The sequence below is a fragment of the Planctomycetaceae bacterium genome (assembly GCA_021371795.1).
Classification (GTDB): Bacteria; Planctomycetota; Phycisphaerae; order Sedimentisphaerales; family UBA12454; genus UBA12454.
Genome location: JAJFVK010000017.1, coordinates 1 through 20,026 on the forward strand (window position 1 = coordinate 1; position 20,026 = coordinate 20,026).

Here is a 20,026-nt window from a genome sequence, read left to right on the forward strand (position 1 = left end):
TTGCCGAGCGGTGCAGAAGTAAAGTGCCATTATTTTGACAGAAAAAACCGTAATTTTGTGATAAAAGTTTCAAAAAAATACCTAAAAAAGTTTAACTGAAAATTATGCCTCTAAAATGCGATTTTTAGAGGTGGCCTTAAGTTTTAATTTTAAATTTGCAATTAAACATTATGAGGAATCTATTAAGAGAGAAATTCCTCTATTTTCAATAGCATTGGCAGTCATTTTTTGGGCTTGCGTTTCAGGATAGAACGGGTATGATACTCTGGTTGTAAATTTCAATTTTAAGGAGCTTTAAAATGAAACGGATTTTTGTTATATCCATCCTTTGTCTGACTTTGCTGGCAGGCAACGCATATTCAGCTAAAAAAACCAAAGAGCCAAAACCCAAAAAGATTAAAGAAAAAGCGGTCATCGCAAGCGTCAATCCGGTTACGCCTGAATCGCAAATCAAACTCGCGACGATGTATCTCAAGGGCGAACAGGTAAAGCAGAGTTACGGTAAGGCGAAGAAATGGTTCTTCAATGCCGCAATGGCGGGCAATCTTGTCGCTCTGGAAAGTCTCGGCGAAATTTACAAAAACGGCAACGGCGGATGGAACTATAAAAAATTATTCAAAACGCTGAACGCCTCTGCGCAAAAGGGCGACGCGAAAGTTTATACCAACGTCGGTTACTGCTGGCGCGGCGGATTCGGCGTCAAGCGAAGCGATTACAACGAAGCGGTGAAATGGTTCGGCAAATCAGCCAACGCAGGGCAGGGCAGCGGAATGTTCTATATGGGCTGGATGACCTACAACGGATTCGGCACTACGCAGAATTATGCCGAGGCGATGAACTGGTACAGCAAGGCCGCTCTGGTAAATTATGCCGATGCGCAGCACGCACTGGCGAACCTTTATATGGAAAGTCCGGCCGTCAAGCAGGATTACGTCGAGGCGTATAAGTGGCTGCTGCTGGCCGAGAAAAATGGCGGTGATGTTTTCGAAGATAAATATCTGGTCGGCAAAAAACTCAACGCTGCTCAAACCGCAGATGCGAAAACGAAAGCGAATGCGTTTGGACGGTAGCCACGAAGACACAAAGACACTAAGAAAAAATTATTAGACTGGATTCCTGCTTTCGCGGGAATGACATTGCTTTGTGCCTTGGTGCCTTAGTGGCTAAATAGGTTATTCAAATGCTTGTGTCAGTTTGTCGAGCATTTTTTGTTCGGCTTTGGAAATTTTATCGCCGAAGCCAAGAAACCCGCCGGCAGCCTGCGCGACATCTTTCGCGTGGCCGATTAGATCTTTTTTAAGTGCATTCTTCTGTTGTTTGGTCAACTGTTCGCACAAGCCCTGTATGTAATGCTTCCACGCATTGAACAGCTTTACGTTCGGTTTGTATTTTAGCCAGCTTTTGAGCAGTGCGTAATCGGGGCTTTCTTTTGTGATGAATATTTCACATGCGGCGTCGAGTATGACCCGTCGTTCATTTTTGTCGATTTCGCCGTCCGCCCATGCGACTTCAATCAACGGAATCATCGCAAGAGACGCGATAACTTCCGGCCGAATCTCAAGCTCGACGAGTTTTTCCAGAACCTTGTCATTCGTAATGCCGGACACTGTGGCCAGCGACTTTTTCGACTCTTTCATTCGCTCCATTTTGTGAAGCTGGGCGATGAGTTCCCTGTCCTTCTTGATGAAAAAGAGGTCTTCTAAAGTTTGTGTTTGTTCTTTCTGGAAAAAATCCGATTCTATCATAAGGCACCTTGAATCAATTCAAATTCGTTTAACGTTTAGTCAACAGCATATCATCAAATCAACAAAAATCAATTTTTTTATAAGGAGGACGCTATGTCTATGAAAGTAATTTTGTCATTAATTTTGGTAAGTTCAATTATGTTCGCGGCGGGCTGTCATTTTCTGTACGATTTTTATCCCGCACAGATTAGCCCTTTGGCCGTCAAATACGCGGGCAGGGACGCTAACAGCATCGCGTGGTACGAAAAGAATCTGCACACCGCGCAAGAAGTCAGAAACGAGGTGATTGATGTTTATACCGGTGAACAGCTTCGGCTGGACTATCTTGCGAATCTCAATAAGGAAAAATATCAGCAGGTTCTCGGCGTTTTGGATGTGTCAATCAAACAGGCACAGGCAGACAGGCAATCGATGATTGGCACGATTGACCAGCCGGGCTGGCTGCTGACTGGTTTGCTGACGCTTCTGCCGGTAGGTTCGTATGTCGCGGGTTGGCGGACACTTTGGCCGAGCCACTACACAGAGGAAGAAGTCAAAGCTGAAGTAGCGAAAGCAACTGCGACAACCACTACAACAACGGCGTAAAATGAGTGAAGAGTTGAAGAATGCTTAATTTTGAATTTCAAATTAAATTCTTCACTCTTCACTATTAGTTATTCACTAAAGTTTTTTTCGTATGAACAGCAGACCGCCGATTCCGAGAATGGCGATTGTTGCCGGTTCTGGAATGGCTTTAAGCAGGTACGCGGTTTCAGTGCCGTTGAGTATTCCGACGCCGACAATCCAGCCGTCATCGTTAATGTCATAAGCGTATCGCAAGTTCCAGCCGAGTGATGGGTCTATTAAGTCATTGAGGTTTATATTGTGTCCGCTGTCGGTTGGGTCGAACATGCACGCTATGGCGTTGTTTTCGCTGTCCATTGCGTAGCCGATGATTTCGTTTGATATGTTGTTCGCGATGGCCAAACTGCCGAGGCCGTCGAGTAATGTGTTTGCTTTGCCGCCCGTTTCGTCGAAGAGGCACGCGACGCCCTCATTGCTTCCAACGATTTTTCCTGCGTCGTTTATTGAATATGCAAAGCTTTCTAAATCGCTAAGCGTGATGTTTCCACCACTATTGAAGATGCAGGCGAAGTAATTTCCGCCGGTGTCGGCTTCGATTCCAACGACTGTTCCGGTATTGTTAATGGAAAGCGCGTAGCTGTCTTTTGTACTTAATTGCGCATCGGTAGTGAAGTTGTATGCCTTGTTGTCATATCTGCCGACGGTTATGCCCGCGTTGTTAATTGCGATTGCCATGCCGTTTCCGGATTTTATTGATGCGACCGAGCCTGCACTGGTAGTGAAAGAACAAGCCGATGTGTCTGTGCTGCTGTTCTGCGACCAGCCGACGATTTGACCGCTGTCATTGATTGAGTATGCGTAGCTGTCGGAATAGCCGGCAAGTGCGCCGAGGTTTGTATTGCTTCCGCTGCCTGTGTTGTCAAAAAGGCATGCGATGGTTGTGCCGCTTGCGGTTTGCGCTCTGCCGACAATTACACCATCATTGTTAATACTATACGCATAGCTTGCTCCGCCGGTAGTGAGAGAACCGAGGTTTACAATTTCATAATCAACTGCCAGCGCAGAGTTGCAGAGTGCGAAAATTGCGAGCAGGATAAAAAATTGAAATGCGGACTTTGTGCGCGAACGCGCAACTACAAATCGGAAAATCTTCATAACTTCGTCTCTTCCAGAAAAACTACATTACATTAAACTGACATAATGAGCTTTTCTCCGATTTGGCTTTGTGATGAAACCAACTAACTCCCAATTGTGCGGTATTCTACCATAATCGCTTTAATTTGTCAAGAAAATTGTAACACTTTAGCCATATGTTTTTAATTGAGGAAAAATGGGGACAGGCACAGCACGCCGCTAAAAACCGCGGCTTAGCTTGAGCCAGTCCCCATTTTTCCGGACTTTCAGGCCCAAAACGCGGATTTTTGAATAGCATTTTGTTTGTTATTTTACCGGCATAAAATGACGATATAAACCGAGTATAAAATGTGTTTTATGCAGGAACTTTCTATATATGTCAGATAAACAACGCAAAATTCTTGTTATTGATGATAGTATGACAAACCTGACGCTGCTCAAGGCGCACCTTGGCAATATGGGGCTTGTTCCGCTTTTGGCAAGCAACGCGATTGAAGGTATCAACATTGCGATAGAGCAAAAGCCGGATGTTATTCTGCTCGACGTGATGATGCCGGATATTGACGGCTTCGAGACGTGCAGACGTTTGAAAGCGGATACACGTACATCTTCGATTCCGATAATTTTCGTTTCTGCAAAAGACCAGAGCGAAGATAAAATCAGCGGCCTGAAACTCGGCGCGATTGATTATGTAACCAAACCATTCAACAAAGGCGAACTGCAGGCACGCATCGGTATTGTTCTGAAGATGATAGACCTGCAGGAAAAACTTTTTTTGCAGGCGAATACTGACGAGCTTACGCAACTTGCCAACCGTCGGCACTTCTTCCAGATGCTCGACTATGAACTTCGACAGGCGAAAATCCGCGGCGGTTCTATCGCTGTGATGATGTTTGACGTTGATCATTTCAAGAAATTCAACGACACTTACGGCCATCTTTCAGGCGATAAAATTTTGCAGCAGGTCGGCAAGATTCTCAAAGAAAGCATTTATCCGATGGATATGGCTGCCCGTTACGGCGGCGAAGAATTTGTTATAATGATGCCTGGAATGCCGGTCGAGATTGCCACGCAAAGAGCCAACAAGCTCATCAAAATAATCGACGAAAGTCATTGGGAAGTCGATGGCAAAGAAATTTCCGTTACGTGCAGTGCAGGCGTTGCCGTTTTTGACGGCGGCGACAAGGCTGACCCGTACGAATTGATTCGCAGAGCTGACAATGCACTTTACACCGCGAAGAATCGCGGCAGAAATTGCGTTGTGCCGTATTCGGCGATAGATAAGCAGGAAGTTGTTACAACGCACGAAAGCAGCGATTTTCAGGAACTGCAGAGCAAAATATCCACGCTTGCGATGCAGGTTAAACAGCAGACGCTTGGGATCGTTCAATCGTTCACAAAAGCGATTGTCGGCAAAGACCCGTATCACGCAATTCATATGGACAATGTAAAGATTTATGTTCAGGCGATTGCCCGCAAGATGGAAGTTTCGCAAATATTGATTGAGCAGCTCGGCGTTTGTGCAACGCTGCACGACCTGGGCAAAATCGTAATTCCAAATGAAATTCTGCACAAACTCCAGCAGCTTAGCGAAGAAGAAATGAGGATTATGCAGCGGCATCCGATTGTCAGCGCTGAAATACTTTCGCCGATAGGTGTGTTCAATCAGGAGATTGTGATTATCCGTCATCATCACGAAAATTTCGACGGCACAGGATATCCAAACGGTCTTGTCGGGAAAAATATTCCGATAGGCGCCAGAATACTGGCGGTAGCAAATGTGTTTGACGCGATGACATCGGCCAAGCCGTGGAATCCAAATCCGAAATCAGGCGATGAATCGCTGAAAGAGATAGTAAGTTTGAGCGGTTCACAGTTCGACCCTGAAGTTGTGGATGCGTTCAAAAAGGTGTACGAAGAAAACAAAACCGCCTGGCCGCTTACACAGAAACAGCCAATAGATTCAATGGCGTTGAGTGTTTAAGATTGAAGAATGAAATTTTTAATTAAATATTAAATATTAAAAATTAAAAATTATTTCTTAATTCGTTTTGTAAGCTCGGTGATTTGTGCCTGAATTTTTTCATCAGACTTTTCCAGTTTCATAATTTTTCCGCAGGCGTGCATAACGGTAGTGTGGTCTCTTCCGCCGAGGTGGCCGCCGATTTCCTCAAGACTGTGGCTCGTTAAATTCCTCGCAAGGTACATACATATCTGCCGCGGCATTGTAATGCTCTGACTTCGCTTTTTGCTCTGCAAGTCAGCGGGGCGGACGTCGTAATACGTCGTAACGGCTTTTATAATGTCCGTTATTGTTATGCTTCTGTCGCCGCTGTCGGCATCGCCGAGAGTTGCCTTTGCGAAGTCTTTTGTGATTTCCTGTCCGCTGCTGCCGACCAGCGCGTAGATCATCGTTAATGCGCCTTCAATCTCGCGGATGTTGGCTTTTACTTTTGACGCGATATACTCGGCGGCATCATCCGTAATTTTCATTCCGCGAAGTTTGGCTTTTTTCTGCACAATCGCGATTCTTGTTTCATGAGTCGGCGGGTCGATTCTTGCCACCAGTCCGCATTTGAATCTGCTTGTAAGTCTTTCCGGAAGTGTCGGTATCTCGCCAGGCGGGGCGTCTGCGCTCAAGACGATTTGACTGCGATTGTCGTACAGCGCGTTGAACGTATGGAAAAATTCTTCCTGACTCTGGTCGCGTTCTCGCAGGAACTGTACATCGTCGATTACCAAAAGGTCAACCGTTCTGAACTGGTTCTTGAACTGCGCAAGTGTGCCGGCCTCAATCGCGTTGATGAATCGGTTTACAAATTCCTCACAGCTTATAAACTGAATCTTTGCGTTCGGCAGCGAATTTACCGTCTCACGGCAGATTGCGTGCAGCAGGTGCGTCTTGCCGAGTCCTACCGTTCCGTAAATGAACAGCGGATTATATGTTTGCCCCGGCGATTTGCTGACAGCTACGCAGCTTGCGTGCGCCAGACGATTGCACGGCCCGACAACGAAATTGTCGAACGTGTAGTCGGGATGAAGTTTGAGCGGAACGATTGGTCTGCTGACTTCGCCTGTGTGATTCTGGCCGGAGAATTTGACGGTTACAAGATGGCCGGTGATTTGCTGCGCAGCGAGCGTGAAACTGCTTGTGCAGACGTCCTGCAGGAAGCCTGCACTTTGAGCGTCCGGGCATTCGATTTCGAGTTGTCCGCCGCTGAAATTTTTATATTTTAACGTGTCAAACCAGCTTCTGCTGTTCACCGGGTCGAGAACCTTAACCCGGTCTATTATTGCATCAAATATTTCTGTTGAGTTTTGAGCCAAAGACTTCCTCACTTCGTATTACAGGATTTAAAGTATAGAATATAACTTAAGGCAACCTCTAAAAATTCATTTTGGCTTCGACCGGCTGCAATTCCCGCCGTCATCGTTATCGAGCCAAAATCGTCCTCAATGTAGGGTTGCAACTACACTTGCGGCGATTTTGACTCTGCTGCCTCGCCTGCGAAAATTTCGCTTGGTCTCGCTTTAAAAGCAATTTTTAGAGGCAGCCTTTAGCGAACATATAATAGTAAATTGTAAGTTTTTAGTTGTCAACTTAAAACTCATATCTTAATATTCTATCCTGTTTATACCACAGGTATATTAATATCGCGTTGAAATGTTAGTAAATCATAACACCAGCTTCGCTAAGTTGCGATGTACAGTCGCAGTTTTTTATTACCACCGGTATTAAGCAATTTTAAGGAAATGATATGGGAATTTTTACAAAGACACTTGATTATCTCAAAGGTCAGCTCGGCAAGACGCGAGACAAGATTAAATCTTCGCTGCAAAGTATCTTGACGCTCGGCCGGGACATCGACGATGCGCTTCTCGAACAGCTTGAGGAAACGCTTGTCGGCGACGACATCGGCATTGAGACGACAGAAAAACTCATCGGGGATTTACGCAAGGCGTACAAAGAGAAAAAAATTCTCAAGACAGACGACATCATCCCTTTCTTAAAAGAACATATGAAAGGTTACTGGCCGGAACAGGACAGGAAATTGAAATTGTCGCCGACTAAGCCGACGGTCATTCTTATCGCCGGTGTCAACGGCAGCGGCAAAACGACCAGCATTGCCAAACTGGCGTATATGTTGAGCCGGAATAAGGAAAAGGTAATCGTTGCCGCCTGCGATACGTTCCGCGCAGCAGCGGTAGAACAACTCACAATCTGGTCGCAGCGCATCGGCGTTGAAATCGTCAAGCATGAACAAAATTCCGACCCCGCGGCTGTTGCGTATGATGCCTGTGCAGCGGCTCTTGCCAGAAAAGCTGATTATCTGATTCTCGACACCGCAGGCAGACTGCACACGCAGAAAAACCTGATGAAGGAACTTGAAAAGATTCGCGATGTAGTAACAAAGCAAATCCCAACCGCGCCGCACGAAGTTTTACTTGTTCTCGATGCGACCACCGGCCAAAACGCGATTACGCAGGCCAAGATGTTCACGCAGTCGGTGAATGTCAGCGGCATCTTCCTTGCCAAACTCGACGGCACTGCTCGCGGCGGTATCGTTATCGCGATTAAAGACCAGCTTAATATTCCGGTAAAGTTTATCGGACTTGGCGAAAAGCCGGATGATATTGCCGAGTTTGACCCTGCGACTTTCGTTGAGGCATTATTTAATTGATGATTTCAAATAAACAATTAAACAAGGTCTTTTTGGAAATAACAGGTTATCAGTATTAAAAATGGCGTTTTGAAATAATGTAATTTTTGATGTAACTTGTTTGTCTGTAAGCGGTTAATAATAATTTTCTGCTTATTTTTTGCTTTTTGCCATTTTATTTGTTATAATGCGTTCGCTGCTTTCAGGAAAGGAACGAAGATTGGCAAGAATTAGAAGTTTTTATTATACGCAATGGCTACCGTTTACATCGAATAAGAAACGGATATTGTTGCTTGCCATTTTGAGTTACATCGCCTTGTGTTAAGTTACGTGATTTAACTTCTTAAAAATAGAGTTCGTACTCGGCCGACCTAAAAAGTCGGCCTTTTTTGTGCGCTATTTTTTGCATTTGACAACCAATCGGATTTTCCTTACTCTTTAAATCCGTTCCCGTAAGGGATTCAAGACCGTGTCATTCCCGCGCAGGTGGTTGAAAACCCCTGTAGGGGGAATCCAATTTTTGATATTTAATTTTTGAAATTTGATATGATAATAGTAACAGGTGGTGCAGGTTTTATCGGCTCGGCAATAGTTGCCGCTCTTAACGCTAAAGGAATTAAAGACATTCTTGTCGTCGATATTCTCGGCGGTGATGAGAAGTGGAAGAATCTTCGTAATTTAGCGTACACGGATTATCTCGAAGCGGACAATTTTCATGATATTATCACCGCGGGCAAATTCTTTTTGCCGGTCGAAGCGGTTTTTCATCTCGGCGCTTGTTCATCGACGACTGAAACGGACGCATCGTATTTAACAAAGGTTAATTTTGAGTATTCCAAAACTGTTGCGCAATTCGCGATGGACAAAAAGGCGAGATTCATTTACGCATCGAGCGCAGCAACTTACGGCGACGGCGAAAAAGGTTTCTGCGATGACGAAGCGATGCTTTCGCAGTTGCAGCCTTTGAATATGTATGGCTTTTCAAAGCAGATGTTCGACCTTTGGTCACAGAACAATGGAATGGCGAAAAAAATTGTCGGCCTGAAATATTTCAATGTTTTCGGCCCGAACGAATATCACAAAGCCGATATGCGAAGTTTTGTGCTGAAAGGTTTCCAGCAGATTAAGCAAACCGGTCGCGTAAAACTGTTCAAATCGTATAATCCGCAGTACAAGGACGGCTGTCAGATGCGAGATTTCCTGTATGTCAAGGATGCGGTCGATATGACGCTGTTTTTCCTTGAGAACAAAAAGGCCAATGGCGTTTTCAATGTCGGCACCGGCCGCGCACGCACATGGCTCGATGTGGCTAATGCGATGTTTGCCGCGTTGGATATGCAGCCGAGCATTGATTTTATTGATATGCCGAGTATGTTGCGGGATAAGTACCAGTATTTCACACAGGCGGAAATCGGCAAGATTCGCGGAGCAGGCTATAAAAAGGAAATCACTTCGCTCGAAGATGCTGTCAGAGATTATGTGCAGAATTATTTAGCTGGTGAAAAGTATCTGTCTGCTTAAAAAATTGTAGTTAAATAAAAATTAGTGTTAATTCGTGTTCATTCGTGGTTTCAAATTTTTTACCCGCAACAGCACAAGAAATGGCCTCGCGTGGCTGGAATCAGCCGGATGTCATTCTCGTTACCGGTGATGCGTATGTTGACCATCCGTCGTTTGGCGTTGCGCTGATTGGCCGATGGCTCGAAAAGCACGGCTTCAAAGTCGCGATACTCGCGCAGCCCGACTGGAAGAGCGCAGATGCGTTTCGGATTTTTGGTCCGCCTCGATTGTTCTGGGGCATAACTTCCGGCTCAATCGATTCACGCTTTAATAATTATACTTCGCTCGGCCACAAACGCAGAGAAGATGTTTATTCGCCCGGCGGCGCACTTGGCAAACGCCCTGACAAACCTTTGCTTGCTTACGCGGCAAGAGCAAGAGAAGCGTTCAAAAATATTCCAATTATCATCGGCGGCCTTGAGGCGAGTCTCAAGCGGCTTGTGCATTTTGATTACATTGAAAACCAGCTCAAACGCAGCGTTCTTGTTGACGCCAAAGCTGACATGCTCGTTCACGGTATGGGCGAACTTGCGACGCTTGAAATCGCCAGAAGACTTGCGGCAGGGCAGTCGATTCGTGAAATTACAAATATCGCCGGTACTGCTTATCCTGTCTATAAAGGCGTTATACCGCCTGAAGACGCGATTGAGCTTCCGTCACTTGAACAGCAGATTAGCAAGCCTGAAATGGCAATGGAATCGCAGTTGCTGTATCAAAATCAAATCGCTTCTGACGGTAAACCTGTGCTGCAAGACCATGGCGCAGCGAAAATTATCGTGATGCCGCCTGCCGAACCGCTCGACGAAAAAACGATGGACGAAATTTACGCTATGCCGTTCACAAAATGCTGGCATCCGATGTACGACAAACGAGGCGGCGTGCCCGCGCTTGAGCCGGTGCAGACTTCGATAATCACGCATCGCGGCTGTTTCGGCGGCTGTTCGTTCTGTTCGCTTTATTTCCATCAGGGCAAACAGATTTCCAGCCGGTCAGTTGGTTCGATACTTGAAGAAGCAAAGAAACTCACAACTGAAAAATTCTTCCGCGGCACGATTTCCGATATTGGCGGCCCGACGGCGAATATGTACGGTATGAAATGCGGGAATGATAAACCGTGCTTGCGGAATAGCTGTTTGTTCCCGACGCCGTGCAAATTTTTGAAAGCGGATTATTCACGGATGCTCAAGCTGATGGACGAGATTTTGAAATTCAGCAGGGCGGACAAACGCAAAATAAATGTTTACATCGCTTCAGGCGTTCGGCACGACCTTGCGCTGATGAATGATGATTATATAAATCTGCTGACGCAGCATTTTGTCGGCGGGCATTTGAAAGTTGCGCCGGAGCATTCTTGTCCGAGAGTGTTGCAGTTGATGGGCAAACCGCCGTTTGAGCTTTTCGAGCAGTTTGCGGACAAATTCGCCGAAGCGTCGAGAAAAGCGGGCAAGCAGCAGTATCTTGTTCCGTATTTCATTAGTTCGCACCCCGGCTGCACAGCCGATGACGCGCTGCAACTGACGGAGTATCTGTTGGATAAGAATTGGCGTTTGGAGCAGGTTCAGGATTTCACACCTGTGCCGCTGACGCTTTCGACTGCGATGTACGTTTCGGAAAAGGACACCAAGGGCAAAAAGATTTTCGTACCCAAAGGCCACAGCGACAAAAAATTGCAGTTAGCGCTTTTGCAGTACAGCCGACCGGAGTATCAGCAAATGTTGAAAAACTTCCTGTCGTCCAAAGGCCGAAAAGATTTGATTGCGAAATTAGGGAAGAATAAACATTATCGTTAATTTTTTTGTAAGGAAGGAACCTTGAACAAGAAAATTGTACCTTTAGCGTTACTGGCTTTATACGTCGTTGTATTCATTGTTTGTGCGATTTCGCCTTATGACAGGAATGTATGGTTTGCGGAAAACGCCCCGATTGTTTTGATTGTCATTGTTATTATTATTGTTTCGCATTTCCATCTTTTCAGTCCTTTAAGTTATATTATGATGTCTGTGCTTGTGATTCTGCATACTATCGGCGGACATTATACTTTCGAGAGGGTGCCGTTCGATTTTATAACGAATCTTTTCGGCTTTGAACGCAATCATTACGACAGGGTTGCTCATTTTTCGGTTGGTTTCTACGCATGTCCGATAGCTGAACTTTTGCTTGCGAAAAAATCACTCAATTCAAAATTGGTTTTGATTTTGTTTCCTGTTTTCGCAATCGTAACAGTCGCGGCGGGTTATGAAATTTTTGAATGGCTGTACGCTGTCAACGCGGATAAAGAAGCGGGTATAGCTGTGCTTGGTTCGCAGGGCGATATCTGGGATGCGCAAAAAGATATGCTTGCGGATACTCTGGGAGCTTGTTTTACGATGGTGGTTTTCTGGCTGACAAACCGCAAAAAACTTAACGAAATCAATTAGCCGATTCTGCGTTGCACTTATAGTGTTTTTGGCATATAATATTGAATAGCTTATGATATACATATATGAAATAATAATAATCGTTGTGATGTTGGTTTTTAACGCCATTTTTGCGGCGTATGAAATGGCGATTGCGTCTGTAACTTCGGCTCGGCTGGAGGTTCTTCGCGGCGAAAACAAAAAGGGCGCAAACGAAGCGGTCTTCATGAAAAACAATATGGAGGCCAGTCTTGCGGTTATTCAGCTTGGTATCACACTGGCGGGCGCATTCGCAGCGGCCACCGGCGGCGCAGGCATCGGCGAAAGTCTAACGCCGTATCTTGTCAAAACGTTCGGGCTTCATCTGATTCTCGCACGCACAATTTCGATTATTTTTCTAATCATTCCATATACATTCATCGTTATGGTTTTTGGCGAACTTGTGCCGAAGATGCTGGCTCTTAAAAACAAAGAGAGAATTATTTTGCTGCTGTCTCCGCATATGAAGCGTCTGGCAACCGTCGTTAATCCGATTATTTCGATAATTGAAGTGATAGTGAAACGCCTTGTAAGTCTTGTAACGAGTTTTAGCCCGCTGAAAGGTATCGAACGCACGCACGGCTTTTACGATTTTCGCGCAGCGGTTTCACTCGCAAGGGCGTCGAAACTGCTTAACGCTCATCAGGAAAAAATCGTACTGTCAAGCGCGCTGCTGTCTATTCGGCCGGTGAAGGAGATTATCATTCCCGCGCAGGACATTGCGATGGTTTGGTCTGAAGACAGTCTGATGGAAGCGCTCGTCAGGGCGCATTTGGATATGCACACGAGATTTCCCACCTGCCGGGTTAAGAACGACCCGCAGACAATCGAGGGATACATAAATTTCAAGGATATCGTATATGCCCTTAAAACAGTGCCTGCCGATCCATCGCTTAAAGGCATTGTGCGAACGATAAAAAAAATCGACGGCGAGCATACTATTTCGCAGGCGATGGAAAAAATGATTCAGGAAAAACTGCACATCGCTGTTGTTACCGGCAAAGATGGCAAAATTATGGGTATGGTAACGCTTGAGGACATTCTCGAAGAGCTGGTCGGTGAGATTGAAGACGAGTTCGACTATCTGCCGACGCACATAAGTTCGTGCGGTTCGGACTGCTGGATTATGGGCGGCGGGCTGCCGATGAGCAAGGTCTATTCGACACTGGGCAGAAATTTTGCGGTTCAGGAGGGCGAAAAAATGCCCACGCTTAACGAATGGATTATGCAGCGGGCCAATCGTGAACTTGAGGGCGGCGAAGTTATCGAAGCTGATAACGTTAGAGTTGTTGTGCGAAAATTCAGACGCAAAAAAATATCCGAAGCCCTCGTCGGCCTAAAACCACAGCCCCAGCCGTAACGCAGAGAAATCAGAAAATCGCTTTTACCACTTCTATCGGTTCGACTCTATACACAGAGCCTTTTCCCTCGAAGAAATTGTGTTGTTCGATGAGATGAATATTCAAATCCGTCCATTTGACGATTATTCCAGTTTGGGTGTTTTTTACGAAAGTGATTCTTTTGGCATATCTGCACGAATCAGGCCACGGACACGTTATAATGCCCTTGGCTTCCTCAACTCTCGTCTCGTGTGTTTTGTCAATATTTGTCCAGTTGCCCATAGCGGGTATTGCCTTTTTTGTAATTTCTTTCATTCGTTCGACTAATGTCGAGATAGTTTTTTCCGCCTTGGCGAGTTCGGCTAAATCATTGCTGATTATTTCATCCAGGTTCCGGGAATCTGTTCCCAAAAAACCGCCTGCCACAACAACTGACGAACGTAATATATTGTCCAAATTTTCCAAATCAGAAAGCTTTTTCATATTCCATCTCTTTATTCGAACTTGTCATAGAAAATATTTTCTTCTTTTGTTCCCATTTCTTTCAGAACTTTTACAGATGCGTCAATCATACCCGGACTTCCGCAAAGATATGCTTCGCTCTCGGCTGCGTTTTTTAAATCTTCACGAACGACCTGTGTTATGAGCCCGGTTTTTCCGTTCCAATTTTCACCCTCATCAGGCGATGCGACGGCAGGTATGAATTTGAAGTCTGCCAGTTCTTTTTCAAATTGACTCATCAGCTTAAGGCCGCATAAATCTTTTACTTTATTTGCACCGAGGTAAAGCACAGCCTTGCGTTTGCTGCCGGTATTTTTCAGATTATGCAGCATACATTTAATTGCTGATATGCCCGAGCCGCCTGCGATAAAGACTATTGGCGTGTTTGTATCAGACAGTTTGAATTGACCGTAGGGGCCGCCGAGCCGTATGTTATCACCGACTTTCAGATATTTGAAGCAATATGTTGTGGATATGCCGTCCGGCGCAAGACGCATAATAAATTCAATATGGTTTTTATCGGAAGGGTCCGACGAGATAGAGTATGCTCGGACAGTTGGCTGACTGGATTTTTCATAAACCGGAACAAACAGATGCATATATTGTCCCGGCGTGTAATCTAATTGCCCGCCGGCCGGCAGTTCAAATCTTAATTGTTTTATGTCGTAGTTAAGGTCGGTTATTTCAACGCATTTGCAGCTATATTCTTTGACGGCAAAAAGTTCAGGCGGGATAATAATTTTTAAATCTTTTTCGACTTTGACCTGACAGGACAGTCGGACATTCGATTGTTTTTCCTTATCGTTAAGCAGCGGCTCTTCGCTCGCAAGCACAGGGCCTGCGCCTTCGAGAACCTTTAGCTTGCACAGCCCGCATTTAGCTTTGCCTCCGCAAGCGGTGGGGATAAATATTTTTTGTCGGCGAAGCGTTGAAAGCAGACTCTTGCCGCCCTCAACTTCGATTTCCTTTTCTTCGTTAATCTTTATTTTATACATTTTTTGCCGTGGAGATGTATTGTCGATGCTGTCTGCTTTTTGGGAATCTGCCATCTATCCAATCCTTTTTTTTACGGCTTTTCTGCTTTTTATCATATTTCTTTTAATAAATCAAATTAAGAGTTTAATTGATGGGGCGATTGTTTGCGGGGAATCAATATTTTTTTTCGGACGTTCCCCGGAAGAGTGTATGCTATTTTGTGAAAAATTTTATGAAATTTACATTTAGACAGCAGGGATGTATTAAGCTATTCCAAGAGTAATTGCGCGTTTTACAAGGTCTGCGGCTGTTTTTGCACCTAATTTATGCATTACTCTATTTCGATGATATTCTATTGTTCGTTCGGTTCGGTTGATTTGTTGTGATATTTCCTTGTTTGTATGTCCTGCTACTATGAGGTCTAATATCTCTGTTTCTCTTTTTGTTAAGTTGTTGTCTTCAAAGGGTTTACATAGTGTTGTCTCAAGAAGCTCATCGTTTTGGAAACGTGAATATTCCGGAGAGATACTTTTTTCCAACAATAATTCTTGAGCATCGGCCATGAGACAGCCCTCTGTATTTATTTTTGTTCCAGTTTACAGTCCTTACCAATTTGATTCTCGCAAGAAGCCGGCGTAACTTAAGTGGGAAATTTCCTTATTTCTGGTATTTTCCGAAGTTAATACATCCTATAAAATGCCGAAAATACTATAAGAGAGAAATATAAATAGAGTTAAAACCGCAACTTGCGGGGAAATTAAGCGGAAGGATCATAAAATGTTCAAAGCAAAAACAATAATGTCCAGGAACGTGATAAGTGTGAAAAGGGACACAGAGGTTTACGATGCGATTAGAACTTTAGATGCGAATGATATTACAGGCTTGCCGGTCGTCAACGATGATATGACCATTGCCGGCATTATTACCGAGAAAGACGTTCTAAGTTTGCTGTATGATACAGACAACAAATCCAGCAAAGTAGAGGATTTTATGACAAAGGGCATTGTCAGTTTCAACGAGGACGACAGTCTCATAGACATCACGGAGTGTTTGATAGAAAACAGTTTCCGAAGAGTGCCTATCACATCCGGCGGAAAGCTTGTTGGAATTATCAGCCGCAAAGACATTATCAGTTACATTTTGAAATTGAGACATCAGGATAAAAGTCATTCGTAGAAAGTTGAAACTTTGCAGCAGAATGTGATAAAAATCCTGTTAGTGGAAGATAATGAGTCGGACATTATTCTGACACGGAAAATGCTGTCTGGATACAGCCGCAGAGTCAGGTTTTCTGTCGATTCAGCAACGACATTGAAGCAGGCGGTTGAGTGCCTTTCCGGGGACGAGAAAAGGTATGACGTGGTGCTGCTCGATATGGGGCTGCCGGACAGCAACGGATTAGAAACCATTCAAAGGGTTAGTCAGGCCAATCCATATGTGCCTATCGTTGTTTTAACAGGCTTGTCCGATGAGGAAACCGGCCTGGCAACGATACAAAATGGCGCATCGGATTATCTTGTCAAAGATAAGTTGTCGCCGGATATACTGGTTCGAACGGTTCTTTTTTCAATCGAACGCAAGCAATCGGAAGAAGAACGCGAAAAAATGCTTTTCTTTCAGTTAGGTTTAAATTCACTCCAGCAGTCTCTTCTTAAAAATAGTCCACTTGAAGAACGGCTCAAAAGGGTAACAGACGATATTATACAATATTTCGACGTGGATTTTTGCCGTCTGTGGCTGGTTCGGAATGGCGATAAATGTGAAACCTGTATGCACGCGCAGACGAATGACCCGATACACGTCTGTCAGAACAGAGAAAAATGTTTGCACATGGTTTCCAGTTCGGGAAGATATACAAATATAGACGGTCCGGTTCACGGACGTGTTCCAATCGGTTGTTATAAAATTGGGAAAATTGCCAGTCGTGAAGAGCATAAATTCCACATTAAAGACGCTCAAACTGATGTTAATGTTCTGGACAATCAGTGGGCCAAAGAACTTGGCTTAAAGTCCTTCGCGGGATACCAGCTCTGTCTTGAAGGCGGCGATGTTTTGGGGGTTTTAGGACTATTCTCACAGAAGATTATTGAGCCTTGTGAAGAAGCGATGCTGGATGTTATCAGCAGTAATGTCGCTATGACTGTTCATCAGTCTATAATGTCAGAACAAATTCGGGAGAGCGAAGAGAGATATCGTGAGCTTTTTGACGGCTCCAATGACGCGTTAATGACAATGGAGCCGCTCTCGTGGAATTTTACATCGTGTAACAGGGCGACTTTAAAATTATTCAGAGTTTCAGACGCGGAACAGTTTAAAAAGCTTACGCTGTGGGAGTTATCGCCGGAATATCAGCCGGATGGGAATCTTTCATCTGTCAGGGGCAGGGAGATGGTCGAAAGAGCATTAAAGGAAGGTTCCGCATATTTTGAATGGCTGCACAAGAGATTAGACGGCGAGGAATTGTATACTACAATTTTACTCACCAGAATCGAAAAGGCCGGCGTACACTTTATCCATGCGACAGTTCGCGATATCACTGAATCCAAAATAGCGGAAGAAGAATTGCGATGGAAAAGTGCTCTACTCGAGTCGCAGGTGGAAGCGAGTCTTGATGGTGTGTTTGTCGCGGATAAACTCGGACAAAAGGTTCTGATAAACAAACGTCTGATTCATATGTGGAATATTCCGTATGAGCTGATTGAAAATCAGGATACCGGTTTATTTCTGAAATATTCTGCGGATATAGCGGAAAATCCGACACAGGTTCTTGAGAAAATAAAATATCTTGGTGAGCATCCCCACGAAACAAGCAGAGATGAAATAGAGTATAAAGATGGTACAGTGCTTGATATGTATTCATCGCCCATTACTGATAAAGTCGGCAAACATCTGGGCAGAATCTGGACTTTCCGGGATATTACAGACCGCAAGAAAGCGGAAATCGCCATAAAGCAAAATGCTACCGTTATCAACAGTATTTTCCTTGCTGCGCCGGTCGGCATAACGCTTATGAAAAAACGAATCTTTAGCAAAATGAACGACTTGTTTGCTGAAATACCCGGCTATAGTCGTGAAGAACTTATCGGCCAATCTTCGCTTATGTTGTATCCGGACAGAAACGAATATGAAAAGGTTGGTATGGGACTTTATACAAATCTTTTCAAAAATGGACGCAACAGTGTGGAGTCCAAATGGCGGCGAAAAGACGGCACTTTGGTAGATATATTATTGAATTCTTCGCCGCTTGACGTTAATGACCCGATGATGGGTGAAGTGGTTACTGTGCTGGATATAAGCGACCTTAAACGTTCGCAGGAGGCTATTCTGCGTGAGCGTAATAAAGCACAGAGCTATCTCGATGTCGCCGGCGTGATTATGCTTGTTCTTAATGAAGATTTGACAGTGCATCGAATCAATAATAAAGGCTGTGAGATTCTGGGATATGAGGAACATGATATCATTGATCGCAACTGGTGTGATAAATGTATTCCTGAAGAATTCAGGAACGATACACGAGACATTTACAATTTGATTTTCAAAGGCAAGGTAGAAGATTTCGAATATCATGAGGGTACTGTGCTGGCCAAAGACGGAAAAAGGCGTTTGGTTGCGTGGCACAATTCCGTATTGAAAGATAAAAAGGGCAATATAAAATCCATATTAAGTTCAGGTGAGGACATAACCGAGCGCAAGGAAGCTGAAGAGGCGATTAAAAAGGCTTATAAGGAACTTGAAAAAGCCAACAGTGATTTGAAAAATATGCAGATGCAGATTATTCAGAGTGAAAAACTCGCATCGATTGGTCAGCTTGCCGCAGGCGTTGCGCACGAAATGAACACGCCGGTCGGATTTGTCGCCTGCAATTTTGAAACGCTGGAAAAATATCTCGAAAAGTTCAAGAAGCTGCTTGAAATGTACAACCATCTTTCTCTTGAAGCTCCGAATTTGGAGAAGAACAAGATACTTGACCATTATGAGACGATTAAAAAGATGGCGCAGGATATGAAGATCGATTTCATAATCGAGGATATCGAATCGCTGTTTAGCGAATCGAAAGAGGGGCTAACCAGAGTTACGACAATTATACAAAACCTTAGAGATTTTTCGAGAATAGACCAGATTGAATCGTTCGACCAGTTCGATTTGAATCACGGCATAGAATCTACCCTGGCGGTAGCGAGGAATACGATAAAGTATCAGGCTAATGTGATAACGGAATTTGCTGATATTCCAAAAGTGATGTGCACTGGAAGCCAGATTAATCAGGTGCTGCTGAACATTCTTGTCAATGCTGCTCACGCCATAGAATCGCAGCAAATGGATGAAATGGGCACTGTTAAAATACGAACTTATGCGGATGAGGATTACGTAAGCTGTGAAATCGAAGACAACGGCCCTGGAATTCCTCCGGAATATCTGAAGAAGATTTATGAGCCGTTTTTCACTACCAAGCCGGCCGGCAAAGGCACAGGGCTTGGACTTTCGGTTTCGTATGATATTATCGTTAATAAGCATAAAGGCGAACTACAGGTAGATAGTACGTTGGGTAAGGGAACTAAATTCACCATAAAGCTGCCGTTGAAAACGACGATAGATACACAACATCTTGAAAATCAAATTTCTGTTGACGCGGCGAATCAAGAAAATATAGGAGAAAGGGTATAATTATGGAGTCAAGAACTATTCTTTTTGTTGATGATGACAAGTTTGTACTTAGCTCTTTAAGACGTGGGCTGATTGACGAACCATATAACAAATTATTTGCTGAAAGCGGCAAAGAAGCGCTGGTACTGCTCGAGCAGAATGAAGTTCACGTTATTGTGACTGATATGAGAATGCCGGAGATGCTCGGTCTGGAGCTTTTGAAAATCGTCAAGGAGAGGTATCCGCACATTATTCGGCTCGTTCTTTCCGGATATACGCACGTAAGTACGCTGCTGACTGCGATTAATCAGGGAGAGATTTTCAGATATATTACCAAACCGTGGAAGCTGGAAGAGGAATTTAAACCTACTATGCGGCAGGCTATCGATTTTTATAATGCCACATCGGCATACGCAAAGCAAAAGCAGCAGACTACGTGATTTATGAGTTATACCAAGGGGCATTAA

Annotated in this window: 17 protein-coding genes; 11 read left to right on the forward strand and 6 right to left on the reverse strand. The window is 44.4% G+C overall.

Translation table 11 applies throughout. From position 1 onward, the window contains the following. The first annotated feature begins 299 nt into the window (after positions 1–299). On the forward strand, positions 300–1,070 hold the full coding sequence (locus LLF92_08080; protein MCE5341069.1) for a sel1 repeat family protein: 771 nt from the start codon (positions 300–302) through the stop codon (positions 1,068–1,070). 102 nt (positions 1,071–1,172) lie between these two features. On the opposite strand, the gene LLF92_08085 is transcribed toward LLF92_08080, so the two are convergent. Beyond that, a complete protein-coding gene (locus tag LLF92_08085; GenBank protein MCE5341070.1) occupies positions 1,173–1,745 on the reverse strand; it encodes a TerB family tellurite resistance protein in 573 nt (190 codons plus the stop codon). A gap of 93 nt (positions 1,746–1,838) precedes the next feature. Here LLF92_08085 and LLF92_08090 point away from each other — a divergent pair, with 93 nt between their 5' ends. Continuing rightward, positions 1,839–2,330 carry a hypothetical protein gene (locus tag LLF92_08090; protein ID MCE5341071.1) on the forward strand — a complete coding sequence of 164 codons (492 nt, stop codon included), beginning with the start codon at positions 1,839–1,841 and terminating at the stop codon, positions 2,328–2,330. 75 nt (positions 2,331–2,405) lie between these two features. On the opposite strand, the gene LLF92_08095 is transcribed toward LLF92_08090, so the two are convergent. Continuing rightward, positions 2,406–3,464 (reverse strand): DUF3466 family protein, encoded by a 1,059-nt coding sequence (locus LLF92_08095; GenBank protein ID MCE5341072.1) that lies wholly within the window; start codon positions 3,462–3,464, stop codon positions 2,406–2,408. Positions 3,465–3,819: 355 nt separating this feature from the next. Between LLF92_08095 and LLF92_08100 the strand changes: the two genes are divergently transcribed. Then, positions 3,820–5,427 (forward strand): diguanylate cyclase, encoded by a 1,608-nt coding sequence (locus LLF92_08100; GenBank protein MCE5341073.1) that lies wholly within the window; start codon positions 3,820–3,822, stop codon positions 5,425–5,427. A 50-nt stretch (positions 5,428–5,477) separates the two neighbouring features. Here LLF92_08100 and dnaA read toward each other — a convergent pair whose 3' ends face one another. Next, complete coding sequence (dnaA, locus tag LLF92_08105; GenBank protein ID MCE5341074.1) at positions 5,478–6,770, reverse strand: chromosomal replication initiator protein DnaA; 1,293 nt, start codon at positions 6,768–6,770, stop codon at positions 5,478–5,480. 431 nt (positions 6,771–7,201) lie between these two features. Here dnaA and ftsY point away from each other — a divergent pair, with 431 nt between their 5' ends. From ftsY to LLF92_08130, 5 genes are all read left to right on the forward strand, one after another. Further along, positions 7,202–8,125 carry a signal recognition particle-docking protein FtsY gene (gene ftsY, locus LLF92_08110; GenBank protein ID MCE5341075.1) on the forward strand — a complete coding sequence of 308 codons (924 nt, stop codon included), beginning with the start codon at positions 7,202–7,204 and terminating at the stop codon, positions 8,123–8,125. A 525-nt stretch (positions 8,126–8,650) separates the two neighbouring features. After that, the gene (rfaD, locus tag LLF92_08115) at positions 8,651–9,625 is read left to right on the forward strand and encodes an ADP-glyceromanno-heptose 6-epimerase (GenBank protein ID MCE5341076.1); all 975 of its coding nucleotides are present in this window, start codon (positions 8,651–8,653) and stop codon (positions 9,623–9,625) included. Positions 9,626–9,669: 44 nt separating this feature from the next. Continuing rightward, on the forward strand, positions 9,670–11,454 hold the full coding sequence (locus LLF92_08120) for a YgiQ family radical SAM protein (protein ID MCE5341077.1): 1,785 nt from the start codon (positions 9,670–9,672) through the stop codon (positions 11,452–11,454). Between the two features lie 21 nt (positions 11,455–11,475). After that, positions 11,476–12,081 (forward strand): DUF2238 domain-containing protein, encoded by a 606-nt coding sequence (locus LLF92_08125; GenBank protein MCE5341078.1) that lies wholly within the window; start codon positions 11,476–11,478, stop codon positions 12,079–12,081. Positions 12,082–12,133: 52 nt separating this feature from the next. Beyond that, complete coding sequence (locus tag LLF92_08130) at positions 12,134–13,459, forward strand: CNNM domain-containing protein (protein ID MCE5341079.1); 1,326 nt, start codon at positions 12,134–12,136, stop codon at positions 13,457–13,459. Between the two features lie 10 nt (positions 13,460–13,469). Here LLF92_08130 and LLF92_08135 read toward each other — a convergent pair whose 3' ends face one another. From LLF92_08135 to LLF92_08145, 3 genes are all read right to left on the reverse strand, one after another. Then, positions 13,470–13,922 (reverse strand): hypothetical protein, encoded by a 453-nt coding sequence (locus tag LLF92_08135; protein ID MCE5341080.1) that lies wholly within the window; start codon positions 13,920–13,922, stop codon positions 13,470–13,472. Between the two features lie 11 nt (positions 13,923–13,933). Further along, positions 13,934–14,989, reverse strand: coding sequence for a 2Fe-2S iron-sulfur cluster-binding protein (locus LLF92_08140; GenBank protein MCE5341081.1), 1,056 nt, complete (start codon positions 14,987–14,989; stop codon positions 13,934–13,936). Between the two features lie 189 nt (positions 14,990–15,178). Next, complete coding sequence (locus LLF92_08145) at positions 15,179–15,478, reverse strand: LuxR C-terminal-related transcriptional regulator (protein MCE5341082.1); 300 nt, start codon at positions 15,476–15,478, stop codon at positions 15,179–15,181. Positions 15,479–15,692: 214 nt separating this feature from the next. Here LLF92_08145 and LLF92_08150 point away from each other — a divergent pair, with 214 nt between their 5' ends. The 3 genes from LLF92_08150 to LLF92_08160 are packed head-to-tail and all read left to right on the forward strand — an operon-like array spanning position 15,693 to position 19,999. Further along, positions 15,693–16,091 carry a CBS domain-containing protein gene (locus tag LLF92_08150; GenBank protein ID MCE5341083.1) on the forward strand — a complete coding sequence of 133 codons (399 nt, stop codon included), beginning with the start codon at positions 15,693–15,695 and terminating at the stop codon, positions 16,089–16,091. Between the two features lie 24 nt (positions 16,092–16,115). Further along, a complete protein-coding gene (locus LLF92_08155) occupies positions 16,116–19,580 on the forward strand; it encodes a PAS domain S-box protein (protein MCE5341084.1) in 3,465 nt (1,154 codons plus the stop codon). 2 nt (positions 19,581–19,582) lie between these two features. Then, a complete protein-coding gene (locus LLF92_08160) occupies positions 19,583–19,999 on the forward strand; it encodes a response regulator (GenBank protein MCE5341085.1) in 417 nt (138 codons plus the stop codon). The last annotated feature ends 27 nt before the right edge of the window (positions 20,000–20,026 follow it).

What these genes read in the sequence shown, in the direction of transcription:
- LLF92_08080 (MCE5341069.1), top strand. Translation starts at nt 300, where the DNA reads ATGAAACGGATTTTTGTTATATCCATCCTTTGTCTGACTTTGCTGGCA.
- LLF92_08085 (MCE5341070.1), bottom strand. Translation starts at nt 1,745, where the DNA reads ATGATAGAATCGGATTTTTTCCAGAAAGAACAAACACAAACTTTAGAA.
- LLF92_08090 (MCE5341071.1), top strand. Translation starts at nt 1,839, where the DNA reads ATGTCTATGAAAGTAATTTTGTCATTAATTTTGGTAAGTTCAATTATG.
- LLF92_08095 (MCE5341072.1), bottom strand. Translation starts at nt 3,464, where the DNA reads ATGAAGATTTTCCGATTTGTAGTTGCGCGTTCGCGCACAAAGTCCGCA.
- LLF92_08100 (MCE5341073.1), top strand. Translation starts at nt 3,820, where the DNA reads ATGTCAGATAAACAACGCAAAATTCTTGTTATTGATGATAGTATGACA.
- ftsY (MCE5341075.1), top strand. Translation starts at nt 7,202, where the DNA reads ATGGGAATTTTTACAAAGACACTTGATTATCTCAAAGGTCAGCTCGGC.
- rfaD (MCE5341076.1), top strand. Translation starts at nt 8,651, where the DNA reads ATGATAATAGTAACAGGTGGTGCAGGTTTTATCGGCTCGGCAATAGTT.
- LLF92_08130 (MCE5341079.1), top strand. Translation starts at nt 12,134, where the DNA reads ATGATATACATATATGAAATAATAATAATCGTTGTGATGTTGGTTTTT.
- LLF92_08135 (MCE5341080.1), bottom strand. Translation starts at nt 13,922, where the DNA reads ATGAAAAAGCTTTCTGATTTGGAAAATTTGGACAATATATTACGTTCG.
- LLF92_08140 (MCE5341081.1), bottom strand. Translation starts at nt 14,989, where the DNA reads ATGGCAGATTCCCAAAAAGCAGACAGCATCGACAATACATCTCCACGG.
- LLF92_08145 (MCE5341082.1), bottom strand. Translation starts at nt 15,478, where the DNA reads ATGGCCGATGCTCAAGAATTATTGTTGGAAAAAAGTATCTCTCCGGAA.
- LLF92_08150 (MCE5341083.1), top strand. Translation starts at nt 15,693, where the DNA reads ATGTTCAAAGCAAAAACAATAATGTCCAGGAACGTGATAAGTGTGAAA.
- LLF92_08160 (MCE5341085.1), top strand. Translation starts at nt 19,583, where the DNA reads ATGGAGTCAAGAACTATTCTTTTTGTTGATGATGACAAGTTTGTACTT.